The sequence below is a fragment of the Komagataeibacter oboediens genome (assembly GCF_018491655.1).
In the GTDB taxonomy this organism is placed as follows: domain Bacteria; phylum Pseudomonadota; class Alphaproteobacteria; order Acetobacterales; family Acetobacteraceae; genus Komagataeibacter; species Komagataeibacter oboediens.
The window spans coordinates 175,683-197,235 of the sequence record NZ_JABLUU010000005.1 but is presented as its reverse complement, the minus strand read 5'-3'; the positions used below and the strand labels follow the sequence as shown (position 1 = coordinate 197,235).

Annotated in this window: 14 protein-coding genes and 3 pseudogenes; 11 read left to right on the top strand and 6 right to left on the bottom strand. The window is 58.8% G+C overall.

Annotated features, from left to right (window positions below; translation table 11 throughout):
• Positions 1-64: 64 nt before the first annotated feature.
• Positions 65-501 (top strand): annotated as a pseudogene (locus HNO79_RS06800) (MFS transporter); the annotation flags it as partial.
• 23 nt (positions 502-524) lie between these two features.
• Here the strand turns inward: HNO79_RS06800 and HNO79_RS06795 are convergent.
• The 4 genes and pseudogenes from HNO79_RS06795 to HNO79_RS06780 all read right to left on the bottom strand — a co-directional run.
• Positions 525-830: pseudogene (locus tag HNO79_RS06795) on the bottom strand (AraC family transcriptional regulator); the annotation flags it as partial.
• A gap of 124 nt (positions 831-954) precedes the next feature.
• A complete protein-coding gene (locus HNO79_RS06790) occupies positions 955-2,346 on the bottom strand; it encodes an NAD-dependent succinate-semialdehyde dehydrogenase (RefSeq protein WP_214164867.1) in 1,392 nt (463 codons plus the stop codon).
• Between the two features lie 82 nt (positions 2,347-2,428).
• Entirely contained in the window at positions 2,429-3,586 is a 1,158-nt protein-coding gene (locus tag HNO79_RS06785; protein WP_010516306.1) for an iron-containing alcohol dehydrogenase, read from the bottom strand.
• Positions 3,587-3,672: 86 nt separating this feature from the next.
• Positions 3,673-4,266, bottom strand: a complete 594-nt coding sequence (locus HNO79_RS06780) for a TetR/AcrR family transcriptional regulator (protein WP_010509863.1) — start codon at positions 4,264-4,266, stop codon at positions 3,673-3,675.
• 352 nt (positions 4,267-4,618) lie between these two features.
• On the opposite strand from HNO79_RS06780, the gene HNO79_RS06775 reads away from it, so the two are divergent.
• From HNO79_RS06775 to HNO79_RS06755, 5 genes are all read left to right on the top strand, one after another.
• Entirely contained in the window at positions 4,619-5,839 is a 1,221-nt protein-coding gene (locus tag HNO79_RS06775; protein WP_214164868.1) for an efflux RND transporter periplasmic adaptor subunit, read from the top strand.
• Positions 5,817-8,921: an efflux RND transporter permease subunit gene (locus tag HNO79_RS06770; protein WP_214164869.1), complete on the top strand. Its 3,105-nt coding sequence runs from the start codon at positions 5,817-5,819 to the stop codon at positions 8,919-8,921. The genes HNO79_RS06775 and HNO79_RS06770 overlap by 23 nt, the downstream gene beginning before the upstream one ends.
• Positions 8,918-10,339 (top strand): efflux transporter outer membrane subunit, encoded by a 1,422-nt coding sequence (locus tag HNO79_RS06765; RefSeq protein ID WP_214164870.1) that lies wholly within the window; start codon positions 8,918-8,920, stop codon positions 10,337-10,339. The genes HNO79_RS06770 and HNO79_RS06765 overlap by 4 nt, the downstream gene beginning before the upstream one ends.
• A gap of 842 nt (positions 10,340-11,181) precedes the next feature.
• A complete protein-coding gene (locus HNO79_RS06760; RefSeq protein WP_214164871.1) occupies positions 11,182-11,712 on the top strand; it encodes a heme NO-binding domain-containing protein in 531 nt (176 codons plus the stop codon).
• Positions 11,709-13,607, top strand: coding sequence for a bifunctional diguanylate cyclase/phosphodiesterase (locus tag HNO79_RS06755; RefSeq protein WP_214164872.1), 1,899 nt, complete (start codon positions 11,709-11,711; stop codon positions 13,605-13,607). Before HNO79_RS06760 ends, HNO79_RS06755 begins: the two co-directional genes overlap by 4 nt.
• Before the next feature lie 15 nt (positions 13,608-13,622).
• Here the strand turns inward: HNO79_RS06755 and HNO79_RS06750 are convergent.
• Both HNO79_RS06750 and HNO79_RS06745 read right to left on the bottom strand, forming a co-directional pair.
• Positions 13,623-14,338, bottom strand: a protein-coding gene (locus HNO79_RS06750; protein ID WP_408885700.1) for an IS5 family transposase whose coding sequence is annotated in 2 segments (ribosomal slippage) — positions 13,623-14,065 and positions 14,065-14,338 — 717 coding nt in all. Because the reading frame shifts where the segments join, the coding sequence is not laid out codon by codon here.
• A gap of 84 nt (positions 14,339-14,422) precedes the next feature.
• Positions 14,423-15,628, bottom strand: a complete 1,206-nt coding sequence (locus HNO79_RS06745) for a nucleoside hydrolase (protein ID WP_338034399.1) — start codon at positions 15,626-15,628, stop codon at positions 14,423-14,425.
• Between the two features lie 173 nt (positions 15,629-15,801).
• Here HNO79_RS06745 and HNO79_RS06740 point away from each other — a divergent pair, with 173 nt between their 5' ends.
• The 5 genes and pseudogenes from HNO79_RS06740 to HNO79_RS06720 all read left to right on the top strand — a co-directional run bounded on the left by HNO79_RS06740 (position 15,802) and on the right by HNO79_RS06720 (position 21,473).
• Positions 15,802-18,156 (top strand): TonB-dependent receptor, encoded by a 2,355-nt coding sequence (locus HNO79_RS06740; protein WP_408886976.1) that lies wholly within the window; start codon positions 15,802-15,804, stop codon positions 18,154-18,156.
• A gap of 136 nt (positions 18,157-18,292) precedes the next feature.
• The gene (gene istA, locus HNO79_RS06735; protein WP_275954677.1) at positions 18,293-19,084 is read left to right on the top strand and encodes an IS21 family transposase; all 792 of its coding nucleotides are present in this window, start codon (positions 18,293-18,295) and stop codon (positions 19,082-19,084) included.
• A pseudogene (locus HNO79_RS17390) lies at positions 19,003-19,248 on the top strand (ATP-binding protein); the annotation flags it as partial. The gene istA and the pseudogene HNO79_RS17390, both read left to right, overlap by 82 nt.
• Before the next feature lie 521 nt (positions 19,249-19,769).
• Positions 19,770-20,399, top strand: a complete 630-nt coding sequence (locus tag HNO79_RS06725; protein WP_214164875.1) for a sigma-70 family RNA polymerase sigma factor — start codon at positions 19,770-19,772, stop codon at positions 20,397-20,399.
• A 96-nt stretch (positions 20,400-20,495) separates the two neighbouring features.
• Positions 20,496-21,473, top strand: coding sequence for a FecR family protein (locus HNO79_RS06720; RefSeq protein WP_214164876.1), 978 nt, complete (start codon positions 20,496-20,498; stop codon positions 21,471-21,473).
• The last annotated feature ends 80 nt before the right edge of the window (positions 21,474-21,553 follow it).

Below are 21,553 nucleotides of genomic sequence, written 5' to 3'. Positions count from 1 at the left end.
AATGCGCTTCGCCAGCTTTCCTGTATCGTTCGGGTGATGGATCCTTTCCGTCACCAGCGCTTTGGGGAAATCAGGCGGGTTGCTTGCTGCCATGGCGCAGATGGCGGTCGCCCGCGTGGCCAACAGACACATGCCAAGGGCCGCGAGAGCCGTCGCCCTGCCGGTCCTGCTCGCCCCGCTTCTCGGGCCCGCCGTGGCAGGCACAATCCTCTCGGTCGCGTCATGGCGATGGATTTTTCTGCTTAACCTGCCCTTCGGGCTGCGGACTTCCGCGCTGATCGCGTTCCTGTACGGCACCGACCATGTGCGGCAGACCGCCCCGGACGGGCGGCGCTGCCGCTGTTCATCCTGCATTTCCACTCCGCGCGGCAAAAGGGCGATCATGCGCTGATCGATCTGCGGCTATTCCGCGTGCCCGCCTTTTCAGTATCTGCGATGATGATGTTCCTGATAAACGGCGTCTCGTTCGCCGGACAGATGCCGCTGCCGGCCACCACCATTCCCCTTGTCACTTCAGGCGCATTTGCATAATGGCGTAGAAGGTGGACGGTCAGGCTTTCCAGAAGTCCGTTCACAAATAGAGAACTGGCCGAGTGAGGTGTCTGGATCCCTGCAGTCAGGCCTATCAGCACGCCAGATATGAATGCGTCCTGAACACCGGAAATGTCACGCATGAAGGGTCGGGAGGAATTAAGCCCTAACGATCAGGCAGCCCGGTTGACCAGAGTAAGCCCCAGATAAAGATGCAGGACCTTAAACGGGCGATCCGGATCAGCCTGCCAGCGCATGAGGTAAGGCGCATCGGTCTATGTCAGAAAAAACGATCCGGACCAAGACTTATGCCCTGCTTCGATCCGCTCGCAATAAAGATTGGTACAGCCTACTTCTTTATGGCCGTTTCCCATTGTGGGCGAGACCGGGCACGCATCATTGTGCTCGGCCTCGCCTGTTTCGTCAGAACGCCGCGTCGATATCGACCACATTGATCAGTTTGTGGTTGATGAACTCCTTGATGCCAAGACCAATCAGTTCACGGCCATAGCCCGAGTTCTTGATACCACCGAACGGCAGGTCGGCCTTCGGCGACAGCGGATGATTGATGAACACCATGCCTGTGCGAATGGCGCGTGCCACACGTGCACCGCGTGCCTCGTCCCGGGTAAAAACCGAGCCACCCAGCCCGTAGGGGGAGTCATTGGCGATGCGGATGGCGTCCGCCTCGTCCTTTGCACGGTAGATCTGGGTTACGGGGCCAAAGAATTCCCAGTGACGGGCCGCATTCTTCCCATCAAGGTTGGACATCAGCAGCGGCTGGAAAAACGCGCCCTGTTCGGGCACCGGCGCACCGATGATTTCAACCTTCGCCCCAAGGTCCATCGCCCGCGTAACCTGATCGCGCAGGTCGTCTGCCGCGGCCTGTGACGACAGGGGGGCAAGGGTTGTGGACGGGTCCTTCGGGTCACCGGCCTTCAGGGCGGCAACACCTTCCTTGTACAGGGCAAGGAACTGGTCATAAACCGCATCCGCCACGATCAGGCGCTTGGCCGAAACACAGACCTGACCGGCATTCCAGTGGCGACCGATCACTGCCCAGCGGGCTGCCTTTTCCACATCGGCGTCATCCAGAACGATGAAGGCATCCGCACCGCCCAGTTCCATGGTCGCCTTTTTCAGCGCCTTGCCTGCAATGCCGGCAATCACGGTGCCAGCCCCTTCCGAACCCGTCAGGGCGACACCACACACACGCGGGTCGTTCAGGATCATGGCGGTATGGGGGCGGGCTGCATACAGGTTGCGGAACAGACCCTTGGGCAGGCCCGCTTCGGCCATCAGCGTATCAAAGGCTGCAGCGCACTGCGGCAGGTTGGATGCGTGCTTGAGCAACACGGCATTACCGGCCGAAAGCTGCGGCGCGATGATGCGCACGACCTGATAGAAGGGGAAGTTCCACGGTTCGATCGCCAGCACGATGCCCAGCGGTTCGTGAACCAGAACGGGTTTGCCTTCCGCCGGGTTGGCGACGGGCAGGATTTCCGGCTTCAGCAGTTCTTCGGCGTGGTTGGCATAGTATTCGAAGATCTCGGCGGAAAGAATGACTTCCTTCTTTGACTCCTCGAACAGCTTGCCCATTTCCAGCGTGCCAAGGCGGGCATATTTGTCAATGTCGCGGCGCAGGATGGCGGCCGCCGCGTTCATGACCTTTGCCCGGTCGGCAAAGGACGTGTCACGCCAGCTTTCAAAAGCGGCATGCGCTTCGGCCAGTGCGGTCTGTACTTCCGCATCCGTAGCATCGGGGAAGGTGGCGACAACTTCGTTGGTATAGGGATTGGTTGATGCGTAAGCCATTTTGGATATCTGTCTCTTTATTCAGCCAGTTGGGGTCGGGATACGGTCTGGGACCGTATCCCGGGTAAACTTTCGGTATGGATCAGGCGGCGGCCTCAAGGATGCGGCGGCTGACATCCAGCGTGACATCACCGTTTTCACCCAGATGGGTCATGCCGTGATCTTCAAGCTGCCTGACCAGATCGTTGATGCCTTCCGCCCCGATATCGTAAGCAGACAGGCGGGTCGGCACGCCAAGATTTTCGAAGAACTCTTCGGTCTTGCGGATAACGGCATCGATCCGCTCGTCTTCCGTGCCTTCGGTCAGGTTCCACACCCGTGCGGCATACTGCAGCAGCTTGGCGCGCTTTTCGGCGCGGCGTACCTTCAGCAGGGCAGGGAATACCATGGCCAGCGTGCGGGCATGGTCGATGTGGTATTTCGCCGTGATCTCATGACCGATCATGTGCGTGGTCCAGTCATGCGGCACGCCCGCACCGATCAGGCCATTCAGCGCCAGGGTTGCAACCCACATGAGGTTGGAGCGCAGGTCATAATCGTCTGGCGTGGCAATGATACGTGGCCCGATTTCCACCAGGCTGGACAGCAGCCCTTCGGAAAAGCGGTCCTGCGCCATGCCATCGACCGGATAGGTCATGTACTGCTCCATCACATGCACGAAGGAGTCCACGACACCGTTGATGACCTGCTTCATCGGCAGGCTCATGGTGCGCATGGGGTCCAGCACTGAAAAGCGCGGATAGACCAGCGGGTTGGAAAACAACAGCTTGTCGCCCGTGGACTGGCGCGAGATCACGCTCAGGCAGTTCATTTCGGACCCGGTGGCGGGCAGGGTGACAACGGTGCCCAGCGGCAGTGCCGTCTTTGCCGCTTCTCCCTTGCTGACCAGAATATCCCACGGCTCGCCTTCATACGGCACGGCGGCGGCCACGAACTTGGTGCCGTCCATGACCGAGCCGCCACCCACGGCCAGCAGAAAATCGAGATTTTCCGCCCGCACCATGGCCACGGCCTTCATCAGGGTTTCATAAGTCGGGTTGGCTTCAATGCCACCAAACTCACGGAAGGTCCGGTTGCCCAGGGCCGCACGGACCTCATTCAACGTGCCGCTGCGTTCGGCGCTGGAGCCACCATACAGAACGAGCACGCGGGCCTCGGGCGATAGCTGTTCATCAAGACGGGCAATCATGCCTTTGCCAAACAGAACCCGCGTGGGGTTGTAGAATTCGAAATTCTGCATTTTTGCACCTATTGGACCGGTCGTCTCTATTAGACCGGTCATCTATTAAAATCGTGGAACAGGCCGCTGGCGGCATGTCCGGCACGCTAGATTTCCAGAAGCCGCCTGCTTGCCTCCCAGGCATGATCAAACGGCGGAGAACTGTGGGTGATCTTCACCATAAGCGTTGACCCCAGCCAGAGCTGGTAAAGGGACGCCGCCAGCATCAGCGCGGGCTGTGTACTGCCAATCGATCCCTCTTCCTGTCCTGTGGCAATGACTTTACTGATCCGGTCAATGACAGTACGGGTGCCAACATCCAGAATGGCGCGCATCCGTTCGGACAGGTCCGATACTTCGGCCGCAAGCTTTACGATCAGGCATTTGTTGCCGATCTGGCCTTCGATATGGGTATCGCGCCAGAACTGGCAGTAGCGGGTGATCCGCTGTGCAGCGTTCTCATCGTCGTTTCCCAGGATGTCATCCATCTTTATCAGGTAATCGTCGATATAGGTCTGGAGCAGGGCCTCGCCAAAGGCTTCCTTTGATTCGAAGTAATGGTAGAACGACCCCTTGGGAATGCCCGCGACATCAAGTATCTGCGCCAGACCAACGGCCGAGAAACCACGCTGGCCGATAAGCGGCCGGGCCGCTTCCAGAATGTGCTGCCGGGCAGCGCGATGTTTCTCTGCGATCTTCATGGAAGTCTATATACGGGTGACTGGTCGGCATGTCCAGACAAAAATTAGACCGGTCGTCTCTTTTCTGTCTACTGCCTGTTTCCTGACCGGACGAGGCGAGGGGGCGCGCGCCATAGGCCACCGCCGTTTCAATCTGGCCCGGCACCATTTTCAGCGCGCTTTCGCTACATAGATGGCCTGGCGTTGTCTTTTCCTCCATCGGATCGTCCGGCCCTTTTGCTGCCATCTCATCAGAGGCCACAAGGTCGCGCCCGAACATCGTTGAAATACGATACGGTCTCGTATATATACAGCCCGTAACGGCTGCGTCATGCCGCCGGGTTCCGGAAATGACTGGGAGTGGTCGGTATCCATGCAAACCAGACATACTGGCAGCGAAGGCGTGGGCCATGTGCAACATCCCACCTTCCTCGCCACCATTTTTCATCCTGTAGCGCAGGGGAAAGGTAGCGCACCGCCAGCCCCGCAGGTCATGCCCGCCACTAAAAAACCGGGGAGTTATCCTGGCCTGATCCTGCTCTGCCTGCTACTTCTGCTCTCAGCCTGCCACAAGAAGGCGCCGGTGGAGGAAATCCGCCCCGTCCGCTCCGTCATTGCCGAACCCATATCCAACGCAAGTGGCGAGGTGGTGACAGGGCAGGTCGCCGCCCATCAGTCCATCAACCTCGCTTTCCGCCTGCCCGGCAAGGTGGTGGAACGTTCCGTGTCCGCAGGCAGCGTCGTACATGCGGGGGACGTGCTGGCACGGCTGGATGACACGGTGCCACAGCAGACGCTGCGCACGGCGCTGGCGGAAAACGCCACGGCAAAAGCGGCACTGGAACAGGCTGCCCCCCTGAAGCAGCGGGCCGCAGCCCTACTGCCGGTGGAGGCCATTTCACGCAACGATTATGATGACGCGGTGCGCCGCTACAAAACTGCGCAGGATCAGGTGCAGGCGACACAGGCGCAGGTGCGCGTGGCGCAGGAACAGCTTGGCTATACCCGCCTGATGGCGCCCGAGGACGGCATCGTGATCGACCGGCTGGTGGAAGCAGGCGAGGTGGTGGCCGCGGGCCAACCCGTGCTGCGCATGGCGGCAGGTGACGGGCTGGACGCGCAGTTCGACATGCCCGAGGCCCTGGCGCAGTCCCGTCTGGCCGTAGGCATGACCATGAAGGTGTGCCTGGACGCAGCGCCTGCTACCTGCGCACCTGCCGCGATCTATGAAATCGCGCCCGATACCGATCCGCTGACCCGCACTTATCATACCAAGGCGCTGCTACGCGCCACGCGCGACATGATGCCGCTGGGCGCGGTGGTGACGGGCCGCCTGTCCGTGCCATCGACACCGGCCGTTCATCTGCCGCCCGCAGCCCTTGCGGTACAGGACGGCAAGCCCGCCGTCTGGATCGTGGCCCCCGACACGCTGCGTGTCTTCCTGCGCCCCGTTACCATTACCCGTTATGCCACCGATGACGTGGTGATCGCTTCCGGCCTGAACGCCGGGGACCGGGTGGTGACGGCGGGCGTGCAGGCGCTGTATCCGCAAGAAAAGGTCAGCCTGCTGGATGAAGCCGATGTCCGCCCCTGAGCCACGCGCCCCGGGGGGCATAAACCTGTCCGACTGGTCCATCCGTCATCGTGCGCTGGTCCTGTTCTTCATGATCCTGATTGGCGTGGCCGGTATCCAGTCCTACTTCAGACTGGGCCGGAATGAAGATCCGCCCTTTACCGTCAAGACCATGGTGGTGGAGGCGTTCCTGCCCGGTGCGTCGGTGGAAGAAACCACCCATCAGTTGACCGAACGCATCGAGAAGAAACTGCAGGAAACACCCGACCTCGATTACGTCAAAAGCTATACGCTGGCAGGCAAGACCACGATTTTTGTCAACCTGCTCTCCGGCGCGCCCAAGGCGGAAGTGCCGGATATCTGGTACCAGGTACGCAAGAAGGTAGGTGACATCAAGGCGCAGTTGCCGCAGGGCACGGTCGGCCCGTTCTTTGATGACGAGTTCGGCGATACCTACGGCATCATCTACGGCTTTACCGCCGACGGCTTTTCCCATCGTGAACTGCGCGATTATGTCGAGACGGTGCGCGACGAACTGCTGCATGTACCCGACGTAGCCAAGATCGACACTCTGGGCGCGCAGGATGAGAAGATCTATGTCGATTTCTCCACCCACCATCTGGCCCGGCTGGGCATAAACGGGGCCACGATCGCGGCCGCCCTGCTGGCGCAGAACGCCACGGTGCCATCCGGCGTGATCGATACAGGGCGCGAGCAGATACAGGTCCAGCCCACCGGGCAGTTCGGGTCGGTACAGGACATTGCCAATGTCACGGTCTATGCCGGCAGCCGTAAGGTGCGGCTAGGTGATATCGCCACCATTACCCGCACCTATTCCGACCCGCCGCAGACCATGTTCCGCGTGGGCGGACAGGATGCGATCGGGCTGGCGCTCAGCATGCGCAGCGGCGGCAACGTGCTGGAACTGGAAAAGAACATCACTGCAAAAATGGCCGAACTGCACGCCCGCATGCCCATCGGCATCGAGGCGCATCTGGTCGCCAACCAGCCCAAGGTAGTGCATGACGCGGTGGGAGACTTTACCGAAGCCCTGTTCGAGGCCATCGCCATCGTGCTGGGCATAAGCTTCCTCAGCCTTGGCGGGCGCGCGGGCACGGTGGTGGCGTTCTGCATTCCCTTCGTGCTGGCGGTGGTGTTCGTGTGCATGAAGCTGTTCGGCATCGACCTGCAGCGCGTCTCGCTCGGAGCGCTGATCATAGCACTCGGCCTGCTGGTCGATGACGCCATGATTACGGTGGAAAGCATGGTCAGCAAGCTGGAGGAGGGCTGGACCCTGACGCGGGCCGCGACCTATGCCTATGTCTCCACCGCGTTCCCTATGCTGACCGGAACCCTTGTGACCGTGGCAGGGTTCATCCCGGTAGGATTCGCGAAAAGTGTGGCGGGGGAATACACGTTCTCCCTGTTTGCCGTGGTGGGCATGGCGCTGATCGCGTCGTGGTTTGTCGCCGTCCTGGTCGCGCCGCTGGTGGGTGTGACCATTTTGAAGCAGCGCCCGGCGGCAGCACCCCATGCCCCGCCGGAAGGACGGCTGCTGCGCGTGTTCAGCCGCGCGCTGCTGTTCACCATGCGTAGGCCGCGTGCCACCGTGCTGGCCAGCCTTGCCGCACTGGTCGTGGCCATTGTGCTGTCCCCACTGGTGCCCCGGCAGTTCTTCCCTGCATCCGACCGGCCGGAACTGCTGGTTGACCTGTCGCTGCGGCAGGGGGCATCGATCAAGGCGACGGCGGATGTCTCGCGCCGGCTGGATGCCATCCTGCGTAATGATCCCGATATCGATCACTGGAGTTCCTATGTCGGGCGCGGGGCCGTGCGCTTTTACCTGTCGCTCAATGAACAATTGCCCAACGACTTCTTTACCCAGACCGTCATCGTCGCCAAAAGTGCCGTGGCGCGTGACCGCCTGCGCAAGCGGCTGGATGGTGCACTGAGCCGCGACATGCCCGACGTGGTGCATGGGCTGTTCCCGCTGGAACTCGGGCCACCGGTGGGCTGGCCAGTGCAGTACCGCGTGACCGGCCGTGACCCAGACCGGGTGTGGCATTACGCGCATGACGTGGCGAAGATCATGGCCGACAGCAACCAGTTGCACATGGTCAATTTCGACTGGGGCGACCCGGCGCGCAAGCTGAAGATCGACGTGCGGCAGGACGAGGCGCACCGTCTGGGCCTGTCGTCAGGCGCGATCGCGCTGGCCATCAATTCGGCGGTGACCGGCGTGACCGCAACGCAGGTGCGCGACAGCATCTATCTGGTCGATGTGGTGCTGCGCGCCAACCATGCCCAGCGCCTGTCGATCGAGGACCTGCGCAACCTCGACATCCGCCTGCCCAATGACCAGACGGTGCCATTGTCCACCGTGGCAAGTATTTCATACGCCGAGGACTATCCCCTGATCTGGCGGCGCGACCGCCTGCCGACATTGACCATACAGGCGCAGCTCCGCGACGGGGTGCAGGCGGATACCGCCGTTGGCACGCTGGCCCCGAAAATCGCGGCGTTCAATGCCAGCCTGCCATCAGGATACCACGTCGCGGTGGGTGGCACGGTGGAAGAAAGTGCGAAATCGCAGAAATCCGTCGTGGCCGTCGTCCCGCTCATGATCCTTGTCATGCTGGGCGTGCTGATGATCCAGTTGCAGGATTTCAAGCGGCTGGCGCTGGTCATCAGCGTGGCCCCGTTTGGCCTGATCGGGGTGGTGGGTGCGCTGTTCCTGACCCAGCACCCGATGGGGTTCATCGCCATGCTGGGGCTGGTGGCGCTGATTGGCATGATCATCCGCAACTCGGTCATTCTGGTGCACCAGATCCAGATCGAGAAGGATCTGGGGCAATCGGAATGGGATGCGGTGATGAATGCCGCCAAGATCCGCTTCCGCCCCATCATGCTGACGGCTGTCGCCGCCATTCTTGGCATGCTGCCGATTGCATCGAGCGTATTCTGGGGGCCGATGGCCGATGTCATCATGGGCGGGCTGGCCGTGGCGACGGTGCTGACGTTGATCTTCCTGCCTTCACTATACGTGCTGTGGTTCAGAGTGAAGGAAACGCCATCGCCGCAGGTTGAGGGAGCCACAAGATGAAACGCATCACGATCCTCCTGCTGCCCGCGCTGCTGGCGGGCTGCGCGTGGCTGGCGCCGACCTATCACCGGCCACAGATGCCCATGCCCGATAAATGGGGCACGCAGCAGGCCAGAACAGTGCCCGATGGTGGCGCATGGTGGCGCAGCTATAATGACCCGGTTCTGGACGCGCTGGTGGACGAAGCGCTGAAAAACAATGATGATCTTGCCCTGGCGGGGTCAAAGCTGCAGCAGGCGCGGGCACAGTATAAATATGCCTTCGCCAACCAGTTGCCCTCCATCTCGGTGGCAGGCGCGGATGCCATGGGCCGCCTGCACCTCAAGGATGAACTGCCGGTTGCGCACAAGATGAGTAACCTTGGCTTCGTAGGTGGCATGCTCAATTACGAAGCCGATTTCTGGGGCAAGAACGCCAGCCTGAGCAAGGCGGCGAAGGCGGGCGTGAAGGCGGCGGGTTACGGGCACGAGGCCGCCCGGCTGTCCATCGCCGCTGCCACTACAAAGCTGTATTTCAGCCTGCGCGCGCTGGACCGGCAACGCGAGATCCTGCAACGGACCATCGAGACCCAGACGACCCTTCTGGCACTGGTGCAGCGCCAGCATGAAGTGGGCGCGGTGGACGCGCTGGTGGTGCAGAACGTGACCGAGCAGCGTGACGCAGCACAGGCGGCCCTGCCGGATGTGGAGGACCAGCGCGGCAAGGCGGAAAGCGCGCTGGCCGTCATGCTGGGCCGCTCACCTGAACAGATCATCGGACAGGCGATGGAGCGAGGCAAAAACATTGATGAACTGACCATTCCCATCCCGGCCCCGCCGGAAATCCCGTCCACCCTGCTGGAACGCAGACCCGACATCGCCATGCATGAACAGACGCTGATCGCCAGCAATTTCAATATCGGCTTTGCGCGCGCGGCCTATTTCCCCACCATCTCACTGGCCAGCCTGGCGGGGGTGAACAACATTGATATTGATAACCTGTATCGTGCCACCACGCGGTCATGGACGCTGGCGGCCTCCATGGCGGCCCCGGTGATGGACTTTGGCCGCACGGCCAGCGGCGTCAAGCTGGCACGGGCTGAGAAGAACGAGCAGGTCATCCTGTATAAACAGAGCATCCGCACCGCCTTCAGGGAAGTGCATGACGCCCTGCTTGAACAGGACAATGCCCACGCGCGCGAACAGAGTGACGGGGACAAGGAAACAGCGGCCGAAAAAACCGTGGAACTGACGCAGTTGCGGCTGGAACATGGCTATGCCAGCAGGCTCGATGTGCTCTCGGCACAGGTGCTGGCCCAGCAGGCCGAACAGGCGCATACGACCGCGCTGCTCTCCAGCCTTGATGCATCGGTTGACATGTACAGGGCAATCGGGGGCGGGTTTGATACCAAAGCCCCGCAGGACCAGCAGCGGAAATAACTGCGGTGCAGGAAAACGGCCTGTCTTCCAAACGGGAATGGATCAGGCCGCCTGCATCCCGGAAAATCTTACTTTACGTCGCTTCCGCCGCCCTATGGCACGTGCAGGCGGGGGGGCAGGTGTCGCCAGAATGCCTGTCATGAAGGCACGCCAGGCGTGGGCGAGATAATCGTCCCGCTCCTAGGCTCAGGATTGGCCATGCAGGTCGCCGCAATGGGAGAAGCTTCGAAGATCATCTTGCGATTGCTGCAGCAAAAATTGGCTGCGTTGTTTTTTATTTCATGCACGTCTTGAGGGTAGATTCGAGTCTTCTTTTGGGATGTGCCTTCGCCGAGTTGGTTCGCTGGGGCCGTCGCAGGCGCTCTGCGCAATTTGATATCCTGAGGGTATCGTCAATTAAACACGACAATTGCGGGACAAGTTGTGCTGCTGTGAGGAGGATGGATCTGAATTTGTCGTAGTGAATTGTATGGGCTGCCTTTATCCGTTCATGTCGCGCATCCTTCAGATCATATCGCCATCTCCATTCTGGTCTTCTTGGGAACAAGAAATACATCGCAAATCCGTGTTATTACAGACATATAATACATATTCGATATATAAATGGACCAGCCAGACATTTATTATTGTAACAAATGTAACGGCTCAAAACTTAGAGAAAACCGCGAAATATTAGCATAAATGTGGGTCATCTGTTTAGTGAACGATCCGCAGGATTGCTGTGAAACCGTTTAAGTATGCATAAAACGCATACAAGACATAAGGTGACATCAGAATGCATCGTTATATATATCTGCGATACATCTTTAAAATGCATATATATTACAAGAGGTTGCGAAATAATGAAGGGCATTGTTTTTAATATTCTTGAAGAGGTCGTGGAAAAGAACCACGGCGCAGAAGCATGGGATACCCTGCTAGAGGCCGCCAATGTCAGCGGCGCCTATACTTCGCTGGGCAGCTACCCCGATGCGGAAATGCAGGCGCTGGTAATGGCAGCCTCGAAGCACCTCGGTATTACACCGGCCGAATTGCTGCACAGATTCGGGCGGGATGCCATGCCCATCCTCAAGCAACGCTATCCGGAACTGTTCAGCACGCATCCCAATTCGCGCAGCTTTATCCTGAGCGTAAACAGCATCATCCATCCCGAGGTGCGAAAGCTCTATCCCGGCGCGATGTGTCCGTATTTCCACATGAAGGAAAACGATGATGGCACGCTGGACATGACCTACAGTTCCGAACGCCACCTGATCGACCTGGCACAGGGCTTTGTGCTGGGTGCGGCCGATGTGTTTGGCGACAGGGTTGAGGTCGAGCGTTTCCCACCCGGATCTGGCAAGGAAAACATGCTGCGGGTGAAGTGGCTATGACCATCAATCCTGGACCGAAGTCAGAAGTAACGGATTATGAAGCCCTGTACCGCCGCATCCGCCGCCGTTATGAGCGCGAACGCGAAGTGCGCATGGAAGCCGAACGCATCGCTGAGGACGGGTTGAGCCAGTTGTATGCACGTAATCGCCAGCAGGCCTTGATGGAGGCGGTTGCCGCCCAGGCCAATAGTGGCCTGTCGGTGGAGGACATCGTCCGCTTTGCTTTTTCGCAGGCCTGCGAGATGGGGCCATGGTGCATGGCACTGGCATGGTTGCCAGACAGTAAGGGCAGCGGCCGGGTGTTCCGTCTGGCCAGCCATCTTTCCGGACATGAGAATGCGGCTGCTGGCCGTGCACTGCCTACCGGGCCTGACAATGCGCTATTGCCCAGCATCTGCTCACGTTTGCAGATCGAGTCAGCGCCCCTGTGGCTTGTGGGGGAGGGGACCCGCACCGGCATGCAGACAGTCCTGATGGTGCCGATCATGGTAAGTGGTCGCATGGCGATGGTGCTGGAATTCGATGCCCTTTCGCGCCACGAAAGCGATCCCTATACGCTGGCCATGTTCTCCAATATCGCGCGTCAGCTGTCTCATGTGCTCGAACGACGTGAAACCGCCGACCTCCTGCGCCACGAGGCCACGCATGATGCGCTGACCGGCCTGCCCAACCGCAAGGCTTTTCTTGCGCGGCTGGATGCCATCATGGAGCGCGACCGGAAAACTGGCCACGATCATGCGGTAATGTTCATCGACCTGGACAAGTTCAAGATGGTGAACGACAGCTTCGGCCATCATGCCGGCGACATGTTCCTGATCGAGATCGTCAACCGTCTGCGCCGCGTGTTCGATACAGAGGAGAACTGCTTTATCGCCCGTCTGGGCGGTGACGAATTTACCGCCATCATGACAGGCCAGCGCGATCGTGCCGCCCTTGAGAAGATCGGCGCGCGCATCTGTCAGGAACTGGAGTTGGAAATGGTGATTGATGGGCATCACCTGCGGCCTTCCGCCAGTATTGGCATCGTCACGTCCGATCACGATCATAAATCCTCGGCTGATATCGTGCGCGATGCCGATCTCGCCATGTATGAAGCCAAGCGTCGTGGTGGCGACCGGGTCATCCTGTTCACACCCGACCTGCTGGCACGCATGCACCATGCGCTGATCCTGCAGGGTGAATTGCCCAATGCGCTGGAACGCAACGAGTTTCTGCTGCATTACCAGCCCATCGTGGATGTGCAGGCTGGACGCGTGGTGGGACATGAAGCCCTGCTGCGCTGGCGTGACCGGCGCGGCGTGCTGCATGATCCGGCAGCCTTTATCCGCAATGCGGAAGAAACAGGTCTGATCGTACCCATTGGCAACTGGGTGCTGGAACAGGCGCTGCGCCATGTTGTGGCCTTCAACCGTGACCAGGCGCCGGGGCACGAAATCGCAGCCCATGTCAATCTGAGCGCGAACCAGCTTCGCCAGCCTGACATGCCGCGACAGGTACGCGAATTGCTGGCCGCAACCGGCGCGAAGGCTGAATGGATCGTGCTAGAAATAACCGAGGACGCCCTGTTGCCGGACATGGACGCTTCCATCCGCCACCTTGCCGCCCTGCGCGGTGCAGGCGCACGGATTGCGATCAACAGTTTTGGCGGCGGCCGTAGTTCGCTCTCGCATCTCGGTACCATTCCGTTTGATATCATCAAGACCGACCGTGGCTTCGTTAAAACCATGGGCACCCATGGCCACACGGTGGATGTGCTGCGCCTTATGGCCGATCTGGGTGAAAGGCTGGACAAAACGGTCATTATCGAAGGCGTGGAGACGCAGGCTGAACAGGACCAGCTACGGGCGTTGGGCTTTCGTTACATGCAGGGCTTCCATATCGGTCGTCCGGTCTGACGTTAGGCTCAGGACTCATAGCCAGAACATGACGGTTGCGGCGAGGCAGATGGCCGAGAAGAAGATGGTCGGGCATCTGTCGTAGCGGGTTGCAACCCGCCGCCAGTCCTTGAGCCTTCCGAACATGATCTCGATGCGATTGCGGCGTTTATATTTTCTCTTGTCGTATCTGACCGGTTTTCCGCGAGATTTCCGTCCTGGAATGCAGGGCTTTATACCTTTCGCTTCCAGGGCGTCCCTGAACCAGTCGGCGTCATACCCGCGATCTCCCGGCATCCATTGTGCTGCAGGAAGACTGTCCAGCAGGGTAGCGGCACCGGTATCATCGCTGATCTGTCCCGCAGTCATGAAAAAGCTCAGCGGTCGTCCGCTCTGATCGGTGATCGCATTCAGCTTCGTGTTCATGCCGCCTCTGGTGCGACCGATCAGGCGACCTGGATCCCCTTTTTTAGCCGCAGGCTCGAAGCCGTGCGGTGTGCCTTGAGATACGTCGCATCAATCATGATGGTCTGGGGCTCTGCCTTTCCGGCAGCCAGACCGTCCATCATCCGGGCGAAGATCCCCATGGCGTCCCAGCGCATCCAACGGTTGTAGAGCGTCTTATGTGGACCGTATTCCCGGCGCGCATCGCGCCAGCGCAAGCCGTTCCGATTGACAAAAATGATGCCGCTCAGCACGCGGCGGTCATCAACGCGGGCTTTACCGTGGCTCTTTGGGAAAAAGGGCCGTATTTGCGCAGCCGGTGCGAACGGGCAGACCGGCCGAAAGACCTGCGGGTGGACCGGATCATCAGCTCACCCCCAGGTTACGTGCGCTCAGGGCAGGGTGGCCAGTCGCGTGGTCAGGAGCTCAAAGAAAGCATCGGCCTCCACGTCCCGTATGAACAGGGCATTGGGCGTGCGGTCTGTCACCTTCCACCAGTCCACAACCGTCATGCCCACCGACAGGCTGCCTTGCGTCTCGATACTGACATTGACGTGACGCCCGCCAAAAATGTCGGGCTTCAGCAGCCACGCAATGGTGCAAGGATCATGTAGGGGCGCGCCCTTCCAGCCATATTTGGCTAGATCGAAACGTTCTGAAAACGAAAGCATATCCACCGCTGCGTTGGAGCAGCGATTGCCATTTGCCCGCAGCGCTTCCAGTCGCTCAGGCAGGGTCAGGCACTTATGTGTGACATCCAATGGTAGCACCACAAGCGGGATACCGGCGCTGAACACGATATCGGCGGCATGCGGATCGGCATAGATATTGAATTCAGCCGCAGGTGTGATATTGCCCAATTCCGACCATGCCCCGCCCATCAGCACGACCTCGCATATGCGCCCCGCAATATCCGGGGCAAGGGTCAGGGCAAGGGCCAGATCCGTAAGCGGGCCCAGCATGACCAGAGTCAGTTCGCCCGGTTCCGAATTGCGGACAGCCTCGATCAGGTACATGATCCCATTGCGCGTCTGAAGGGGCATAGCAGGCGGAACAGACAGGTCGATCCCATCCAACCCTGTGGGACCATGCACGTGTTCAGCCGTAGTCTGGATTGTCCGTAAAGGACGTGGCGCGCCGCAGAAAACGGGAATATGGGGGAAACCAGCCATTTCCATAATGCGGAGGGCATTTTCACCTGTCCGCGCCAGTGGCACATTCCCTGCGACGGCAATAACGGCCTGTACTTCTATTTCGGGTGAAGCCAGCGCCAAGAAAAGGGCAACCGCGTCGTCCTGGCCCGGGTCGGTATCAATAATGATTTTTCGTTTCAAAAGAGCATCTCCCTCAGATGGCGTCCAGACCGTTTCCTGCCACGCAGGCGCGTCGGCAAAGCGTAATCGGTCTTTGGCAAAAAAGCAGTAACTGGTCCTATCCCGCTCCGTGGAACCATGGCGGGCAGGTCGGGCATCCGTTCTGCCGCGTTTGGCGCTGCAATGGCCGGATATCGTGGAGTCGACCGAAAAAAACAGTTTTCCATGATAAGTCAGTCCTGACGCAATGTGCCATTTCTGCAACGATCTTAAAAACCTGATCATATGGTTAGAATCTTATTGCGATCCAGAAAAGATATATATTATCGTTTTTATATCCTCAGATATTCGGGATATTGCGTCTTTTGTATGAAATACAAATGCGAACAAATCAATATAGTATAAAGGTCGTTGGAAACATATCTTATTTGTGCGCTGCCGCCGAAAGGTAAGAATAAATGAATCGGGTTTATTTACATTCGTTTGTCAGAGCAGTCGCGCTGACAGCGGTTTTTTTTGGTCATAATGCCCGTGCGCAGACCGTGCGGCCCGCGGCAGTGCACAAACCCCCGGCTCGCCCGCAGCCCCACGGCGTGCCCCATCACACGGCACCCACGCATCAGATGGCTTCCAGCCAGCCGGAAACACTGGCAGTGCATGTTTCGCGTCATGCCCGGGATGGGGGCGGCGGGATGATGAGGATTGAAACCGAACCCCATGCAGTACAGAGCGTAGGCAAGCAGTATATTGACATGCGCAGCCCGACATCTACGGGTCTAGACCTAATCCAAAACCTCCCAAGCGTAAGTATAGCTATGCCGGATACTTCGGGCATCAAGGGAGGTTCGATTTTTATCCGTGGCTTTACGGATGCTGATATGGGGCTGATGCTGGATGGGGCGCCAGCCTCACTTGCGGCGTACCTGCAGCAGAACGTCGATTCAGAAAATATTGAAAGCGTTAATGTCACCCCCGGCAGTTCACAGGTGGACATGCCGACCGCCAATGCGTCGGCCGGTGCGCTGGATGAACGCACAATCACACCCAGCGCCAAGCGTGGTGGAGCGATGGATTTTTCGTATGGCACCAATAACATGTCGCGCGAATTCATTCGCCTGCAGTCAGGCTATATCGGGCATTCGGGTGTGCGCGCCTATGTGTCCTTTTCCAACACGCATTCACGCCAGTGGATGGGCGGCGGAATAAACCAGCGCGAACATGTGGATTTCGGGCTGCAGAAGGATTTCAATAACGGATCATACATCAAGCTGTTTACCTCGTGGAACAACTCGATGTTTACCATCGACAATTACGCGACGGCGGCCCAGTTCTACAATTATAAACATACCGGCGAAGGCTTTAACCGGACGGCCAGTTGGAACCCGACGGCTGCGAATGCTGGGGATTACTGGAAAAGCAACCTGGATTCCTGGAACCAGTTTTTTGTCAGCGCTCCGGTGCATGTGGTCATAAACCGTAGGCTTGATTTGGACGTAACATCCTATCTCAGCACCGGTTTTGGCTGGGACGGCTCGTCAGCGGGAACCGTTGGTACGACGAGCGCGTGCGCAAATGGATGCAAATACGGCAATGGTACGCCTGCGGCCAACGGGCAGCAGCTTAGCACCTATTACGCGCAGGGATGGTCACCTGATGTCGGTGTCGTGGCCAAGCTGAGTTACAAGCTTGACCACCATAACCGCCTGACCTTTGGTTACTGGTATGAAAATAACGCGGTATCCGAATTCTCGCCAACCATGGCGACCATGGCATCGGGGCGGAATCCCAAAACCGATAATTCTGAGCAGATGCTATATAACATGCAGGGACAAAAACTGGTCAGTACTGACCATGCCGGCTATGAACTGAACTCGTTTTTTATTCAGGACAGCGCGAAATACCTGCATGACAGACTGACAGTTAATGCCGGATTCAAGTATGTCATGTCCAATTACTGGGACCGTTCAAGCGGCCTGCTGGGCAGCGGCACGAGGCTGGGGGAAAACACGACCGCACCGCTGCCACATCTGGCGGTTGCCTACCGTTTCAACCAGCATCACCAGATCTACATGAACGCGGAAGGCGATTTCCGTCAGCCCCTGCCATCGGCGCTGCCAGCCGGCATGGCGACACTGCCCAAGGACCAATATTCCATTACCGAACAGCTTGGCTATCGTTTTAACAACAAATGGGTGATTGCCGATGTTTCGGTATTCAATTCCAACATCACCAACCGCCTGCTGTCCGTTTACCTGCCTACAACACAGTACGCGACCGTTAATGCCGGGAACGAAACGGTGCGCGGCATTGACGCCATGATCGCAGGACGTCAGTTCCATCATTTCAGCCCTTATGCATCGGTTGAATACCTGTATGGCCGGATGGATTCCAACATCGCCTATGGCAATTCCTACCTACCGACCAAGGGCAAGCAAGCTATTGCCACGCCTCGCGTGATGGCGAATTTCGGGCTGACCTATGCCAATGAAGGCTTCTTCGGCAATTTCAGCCTGCACTATACTGGCCCCCAATCCGTTACCATGGTTGGTGATGAACGGATGCCGGGGTTCGTCACCGATACCCTGGCGCTCGGTTATCATTTCCACCCGATTTCCTTCATGAAAACGCCGACCTTTCGCCTGAACTTCACCAACCTGACCGGTTCCATCGTGCGTGTCGGCACGACGGGCGTGGCTTACAACATGCATGATGTCACCCTGCTCAATGGACAGACTGCAGCTGGCGGTGGCGGGGCGAATTTCTACGTCATGCCACGTTTTTCCATGACGGGAACGATTTCGACCGATTTCTGAAAAAGCTTCCTTATGACAGTCGCGACGTCCGAAAAGTTGCTTCCTGATCTGGGTAGGGCGGAAATTTTCATCGAGATTTGACCCATGCCTTCACACTCCCCGGCAGCATCTGCCGGGGGTTTGAGGCGTGATTGACATGGAGCTTCTGAGTGTGATCCGTCGGTGGCACTGCCGGGATCATCGTCCGATCCGCGAGATCGAACGCCGGACGGGACTGTCACGCAATACGATCCGGAAATATCTCCGGGCACAGAGTATTGAACCACGGTTCCAGGTACCCGAACGTCCCAGCCGACTGGACCCGTTTGCTGACAGGCTGAGGGGATGGCTGGTCCTGAAAGCCGCCCGCCCCCACAAGAACCGGCGCACGGCGCGACGACTGCATGAAGACCTTGTGGTACTGGGTTATGGTGGATCCTACGGACGGGTGGCCGCTTTCATCCGGCAGTGGAAGCCTTCCAGTTCGACTGGAGCGAGGACTGGGCGGTCCATTGCCGGACATCGCGTCAAGCTGCAGGTTGCCCACACCAGACTGTCCTTCAGCCGGGCCTTCATACTCAGGGCCTGTCCCCTGCAGACCCAGGAGATGCTTTTTGATGCGCTTACCGAGGCCTTCCGCGTGCCCGTTGGCGTGCCACGGCGGGGTATTTTTGACAACATGAAGACCGCCGTGGACCGGATTGGCTCTGGTAAGGCACGTCAGGTCAATCTGCGCTTCATGGCCCTGGCCAGCCATTATCTGTTCGAGGCGACTTTCTGCAATCCGGCAGCAGGATGGGAGAAAGGGCAGATCGAGAAGACCGTGCAGGATGCCCGACGCCAGATCTGGCAGGATCTGCCCGCCTTTCCGGATCTGGGGGCGCCCTGCTGTTCCATCTGCTCAGCCGCCTCTACGAGCGCACCAGTGTCATCATCACAACCAATCTGAGCTTCAGTGAATGGGGAGACGTCTTTGGTGACCCGAAGATGACGACGGCGCTCCTCGATCGGCTGACCCATCACTGTCATATCCTCGAGACAGGAAATGACAGCTACAGGTTCCGCGCCAGCACCGCCGCGTCAAAAAACAGAAAGGACAGATCCTCTTCCTGACCGCCCGCCCGACTATGCCTGAAATAGCATCTGGCTGGGTCAATTCCTGATGAAAAACCCGGGTCAGTTCTCAGTGAAAATCAACAGGCACTGTATTCCCTTGATGCCGTAGCCCCACGGATGAAGGGCATGCTGTTTCAGGTCACAGCCCAGAACCTGCTCAACCAGCGGTACTATCCCGGCTGCGCGGGGGGACGATACCGGCTGCCATATCGGCGCGAACCGCAATGTGATCGGCAAGGTGATGTATAGCTGGCAATAACTGCAAATATTGATTATCAGCTATGCGATAATCGCATGATGCAGCGAAGGTATCCCATATAGACGATCCATCCCGGCAGGAAATAACAGCGCGCGCCAACCGTCGTCCGATATTTTTGGATGGTTTCATACAACATACTGATTTAATTATATTTTTACAAAAAATCAGAAAGCATGTCGCATGCGTCCCGACGGTGACATACGAAATATCGGCCACATCATACGCAACTTGAACATGCGAATGATTATTATTACAGGACATGAAAACAGCGGGAGAGACGACGCGCGACAAGGCAAAGCCCCGTGCGTCGATCTCCTTGGAGGCGATGCCCGTGTCCTACGCGGACAAGATTTTTCTGGAAGTCCTTGAAAGCAACAGACGCCATCTTGTCGCGCTGGCGGCGCGGGTCGTGGGCTGCGCATGGCGGGGCGAGGAAATCGTGCAGGACGCCTATATCCGCATCATCCGCGCCGGGGCCGCGCCACAGGACATCCAGCACCCGCTGGGTTACCTGAAACGGGTGATTTTCCGCCTCGCCATTGATGCACGCCGGGCAAAAGCCGTTGAACTTGCCTATGCGCAGGCCATCAGTTCTTCCGACAGGCGGACCACATGCACTGACGGGGCAGGGGACGTGGATATCCCGCGCCCCGATGCCATCGAAATCCTGACGCCCGAACGCCAACTGGCCAGCCAGGATGAACTCCGTCGCGTGCTGGCCTGCCTTGACGGCCTGCCCCCGCGCACCCGCCGCGCGTTTGAACTGAGCCAGCTCTATGGCCATAAACAGCGTGAAGTGGCCGAGATCCTCGGCGTCAGTTCCCCGCGCGTGCATGCCATGCTCCAGCAGGCCTTCCAGCGGATTACCGAGCAGCTTGGTGACGAATGAAGCCCCACCTGCCGGCGTTAATTTCCATACCGTTCAATCGTCAGACAAAAAGGGAGATGTAAAAGCGCATGTCCTGCCTGCAAAGCATATGGGCCCATGACCGACAATTCCCCGCCTGACGCTGCCGATACGGCCCTTTCGTTCCTTCTCCGTGTGCAGGATGATCCCGAAGACAGTCGCCTGAAGGCTGAACTCCAGCAATGGCGGCAGGCTGATCCCGCGCATGAACGGGCATGGCAGCAGGCATTGCGGGTCCGCCTGCTTGGCCAGATGGCCCTGCAGGGCGCGACACAGGCCCGGCCCGCGTCAAAGCCCATACCCGACAACCTGTATCGCTTCCCGGTCCGCAGATGGTGGACGGGGGCGCTGGCAACTGCGGCAGCAGCGGCCATTGTCCTTGCCTGCGCGCCTTCGCTGCGCCTATGGTTTCAGGCGGATTACACCACGACAACAGGCCAGACGCGCCAGATTGCCCTGGATGATGGCAGTCATCTGACCCTAGGCAGCGCATCCGCCATTGCCGTGCACATGCAAGGCGATACACGCCGAGTCGTGCTGCTGAAAGGGGAGGCTCTGTTTCAGGTCAAGCATGATCCCCGGCGGACCTTCGTGGTGGAGGCCGATGGCGTGGTGTCACGCGATATTGGCACGGTATTTGACGTGCGCAGCGGGGCTGGACACGTCGTACTGGGGGTTGGTGAGGGCACGGTCGGGCTGCGCGCGCCACAGGCGGGAATAGCAACCGAGCAGACCGTCAATGCCGGTGAACAGATCGATATTACGGAAAAAACCGGGGCCGTGCGCCGCTTCGCCATTTCACCTGACAGTGTCGGGTCATGGAATACAGGCCTTTTTGGTGCCAGTGCGGTCAGTGTCGCGGATATGCTGGGTATATTGCGCCGCCATTATCCCGGCTATGTCATCGTGCGCGGAACCATACCCGCCAGCAGGCTGGTGGGAGGCGTGTATGACCTGCAGCGCCCTGCCGACAGCCTGCGCATGCTGGTCACGTCCTCTGGCGGGTCCATGCGCGAAGTGGCAGGGCGTATTTTGGTTATCAGCTTTCCCGGCTGATCCGGCGCGGGCAGCAGGCAAAGCAGTCCTGACCTGCAAAAAAAAGTCCCTGAACGTGCAACCGCTATTAAGTTCTGCTG

Excerpts from the sequence above, each read along its gene's own strand:
- HNO79_RS06765 (WP_214164870.1), top strand. The coding sequence starts at position 8,918 with ATGAAACGCATCACGATCCTCCTGCTGCCCGCGCTGCTGGCGGGCTGC.
- HNO79_RS06740 (WP_408886976.1), top strand. The coding sequence starts at position 15,802 with ATGAATCGGGTTTATTTACATTCGTTTGTCAGAGCAGTCGCGCTGACA.
- HNO79_RS06725 (WP_214164875.1), top strand. The coding sequence starts at position 19,770 with ATGAAAACAGCGGGAGAGACGACGCGCGACAAGGCAAAGCCCCGTGCG.
- HNO79_RS06770 (WP_214164869.1), top strand. The coding sequence starts at position 5,817 with ATGAAGCCGATGTCCGCCCCTGAGCCACGCGCCCCGGGGGGCATAAAC.
- HNO79_RS06755 (WP_214164872.1), top strand. The coding sequence starts at position 11,709 with ATGACCATCAATCCTGGACCGAAGTCAGAAGTAACGGATTATGAAGCC.
- HNO79_RS06745 (WP_338034399.1), bottom strand. The coding sequence starts at position 15,628 with ATGATCAGGTTTTTAAGATCGTTGCAGAAATGGCACATTGCGTCAGGA.
- HNO79_RS06775 (WP_214164868.1), top strand. The coding sequence starts at position 4,619 with ATGCAAACCAGACATACTGGCAGCGAAGGCGTGGGCCATGTGCAACAT.
- HNO79_RS06790 (WP_214164867.1), bottom strand. The coding sequence starts at position 2,346 with ATGGCTTACGCATCAACCAATCCCTATACCAACGAAGTTGTCGCCACC.
- istA (WP_275954677.1), top strand. The coding sequence starts at position 18,293 with ATGGAGCTTCTGAGTGTGATCCGTCGGTGGCACTGCCGGGATCATCGT.
- HNO79_RS06785 (WP_010516306.1), bottom strand. The coding sequence starts at position 3,586 with ATGCAGAATTTCGAATTCTACAACCCCACGCGGGTTCTGTTTGGCAAA.
- HNO79_RS06780 (WP_010509863.1), bottom strand. The coding sequence starts at position 4,266 with ATGAAGATCGCAGAGAAACATCGCGCTGCCCGGCAGCACATTCTGGAA.
- HNO79_RS06720 (WP_214164876.1), top strand. The coding sequence starts at position 20,496 with ATGACCGACAATTCCCCGCCTGACGCTGCCGATACGGCCCTTTCGTTC.
- HNO79_RS06760 (WP_214164871.1), top strand. The coding sequence starts at position 11,182 with ATGAAGGGCATTGTTTTTAATATTCTTGAAGAGGTCGTGGAAAAGAAC.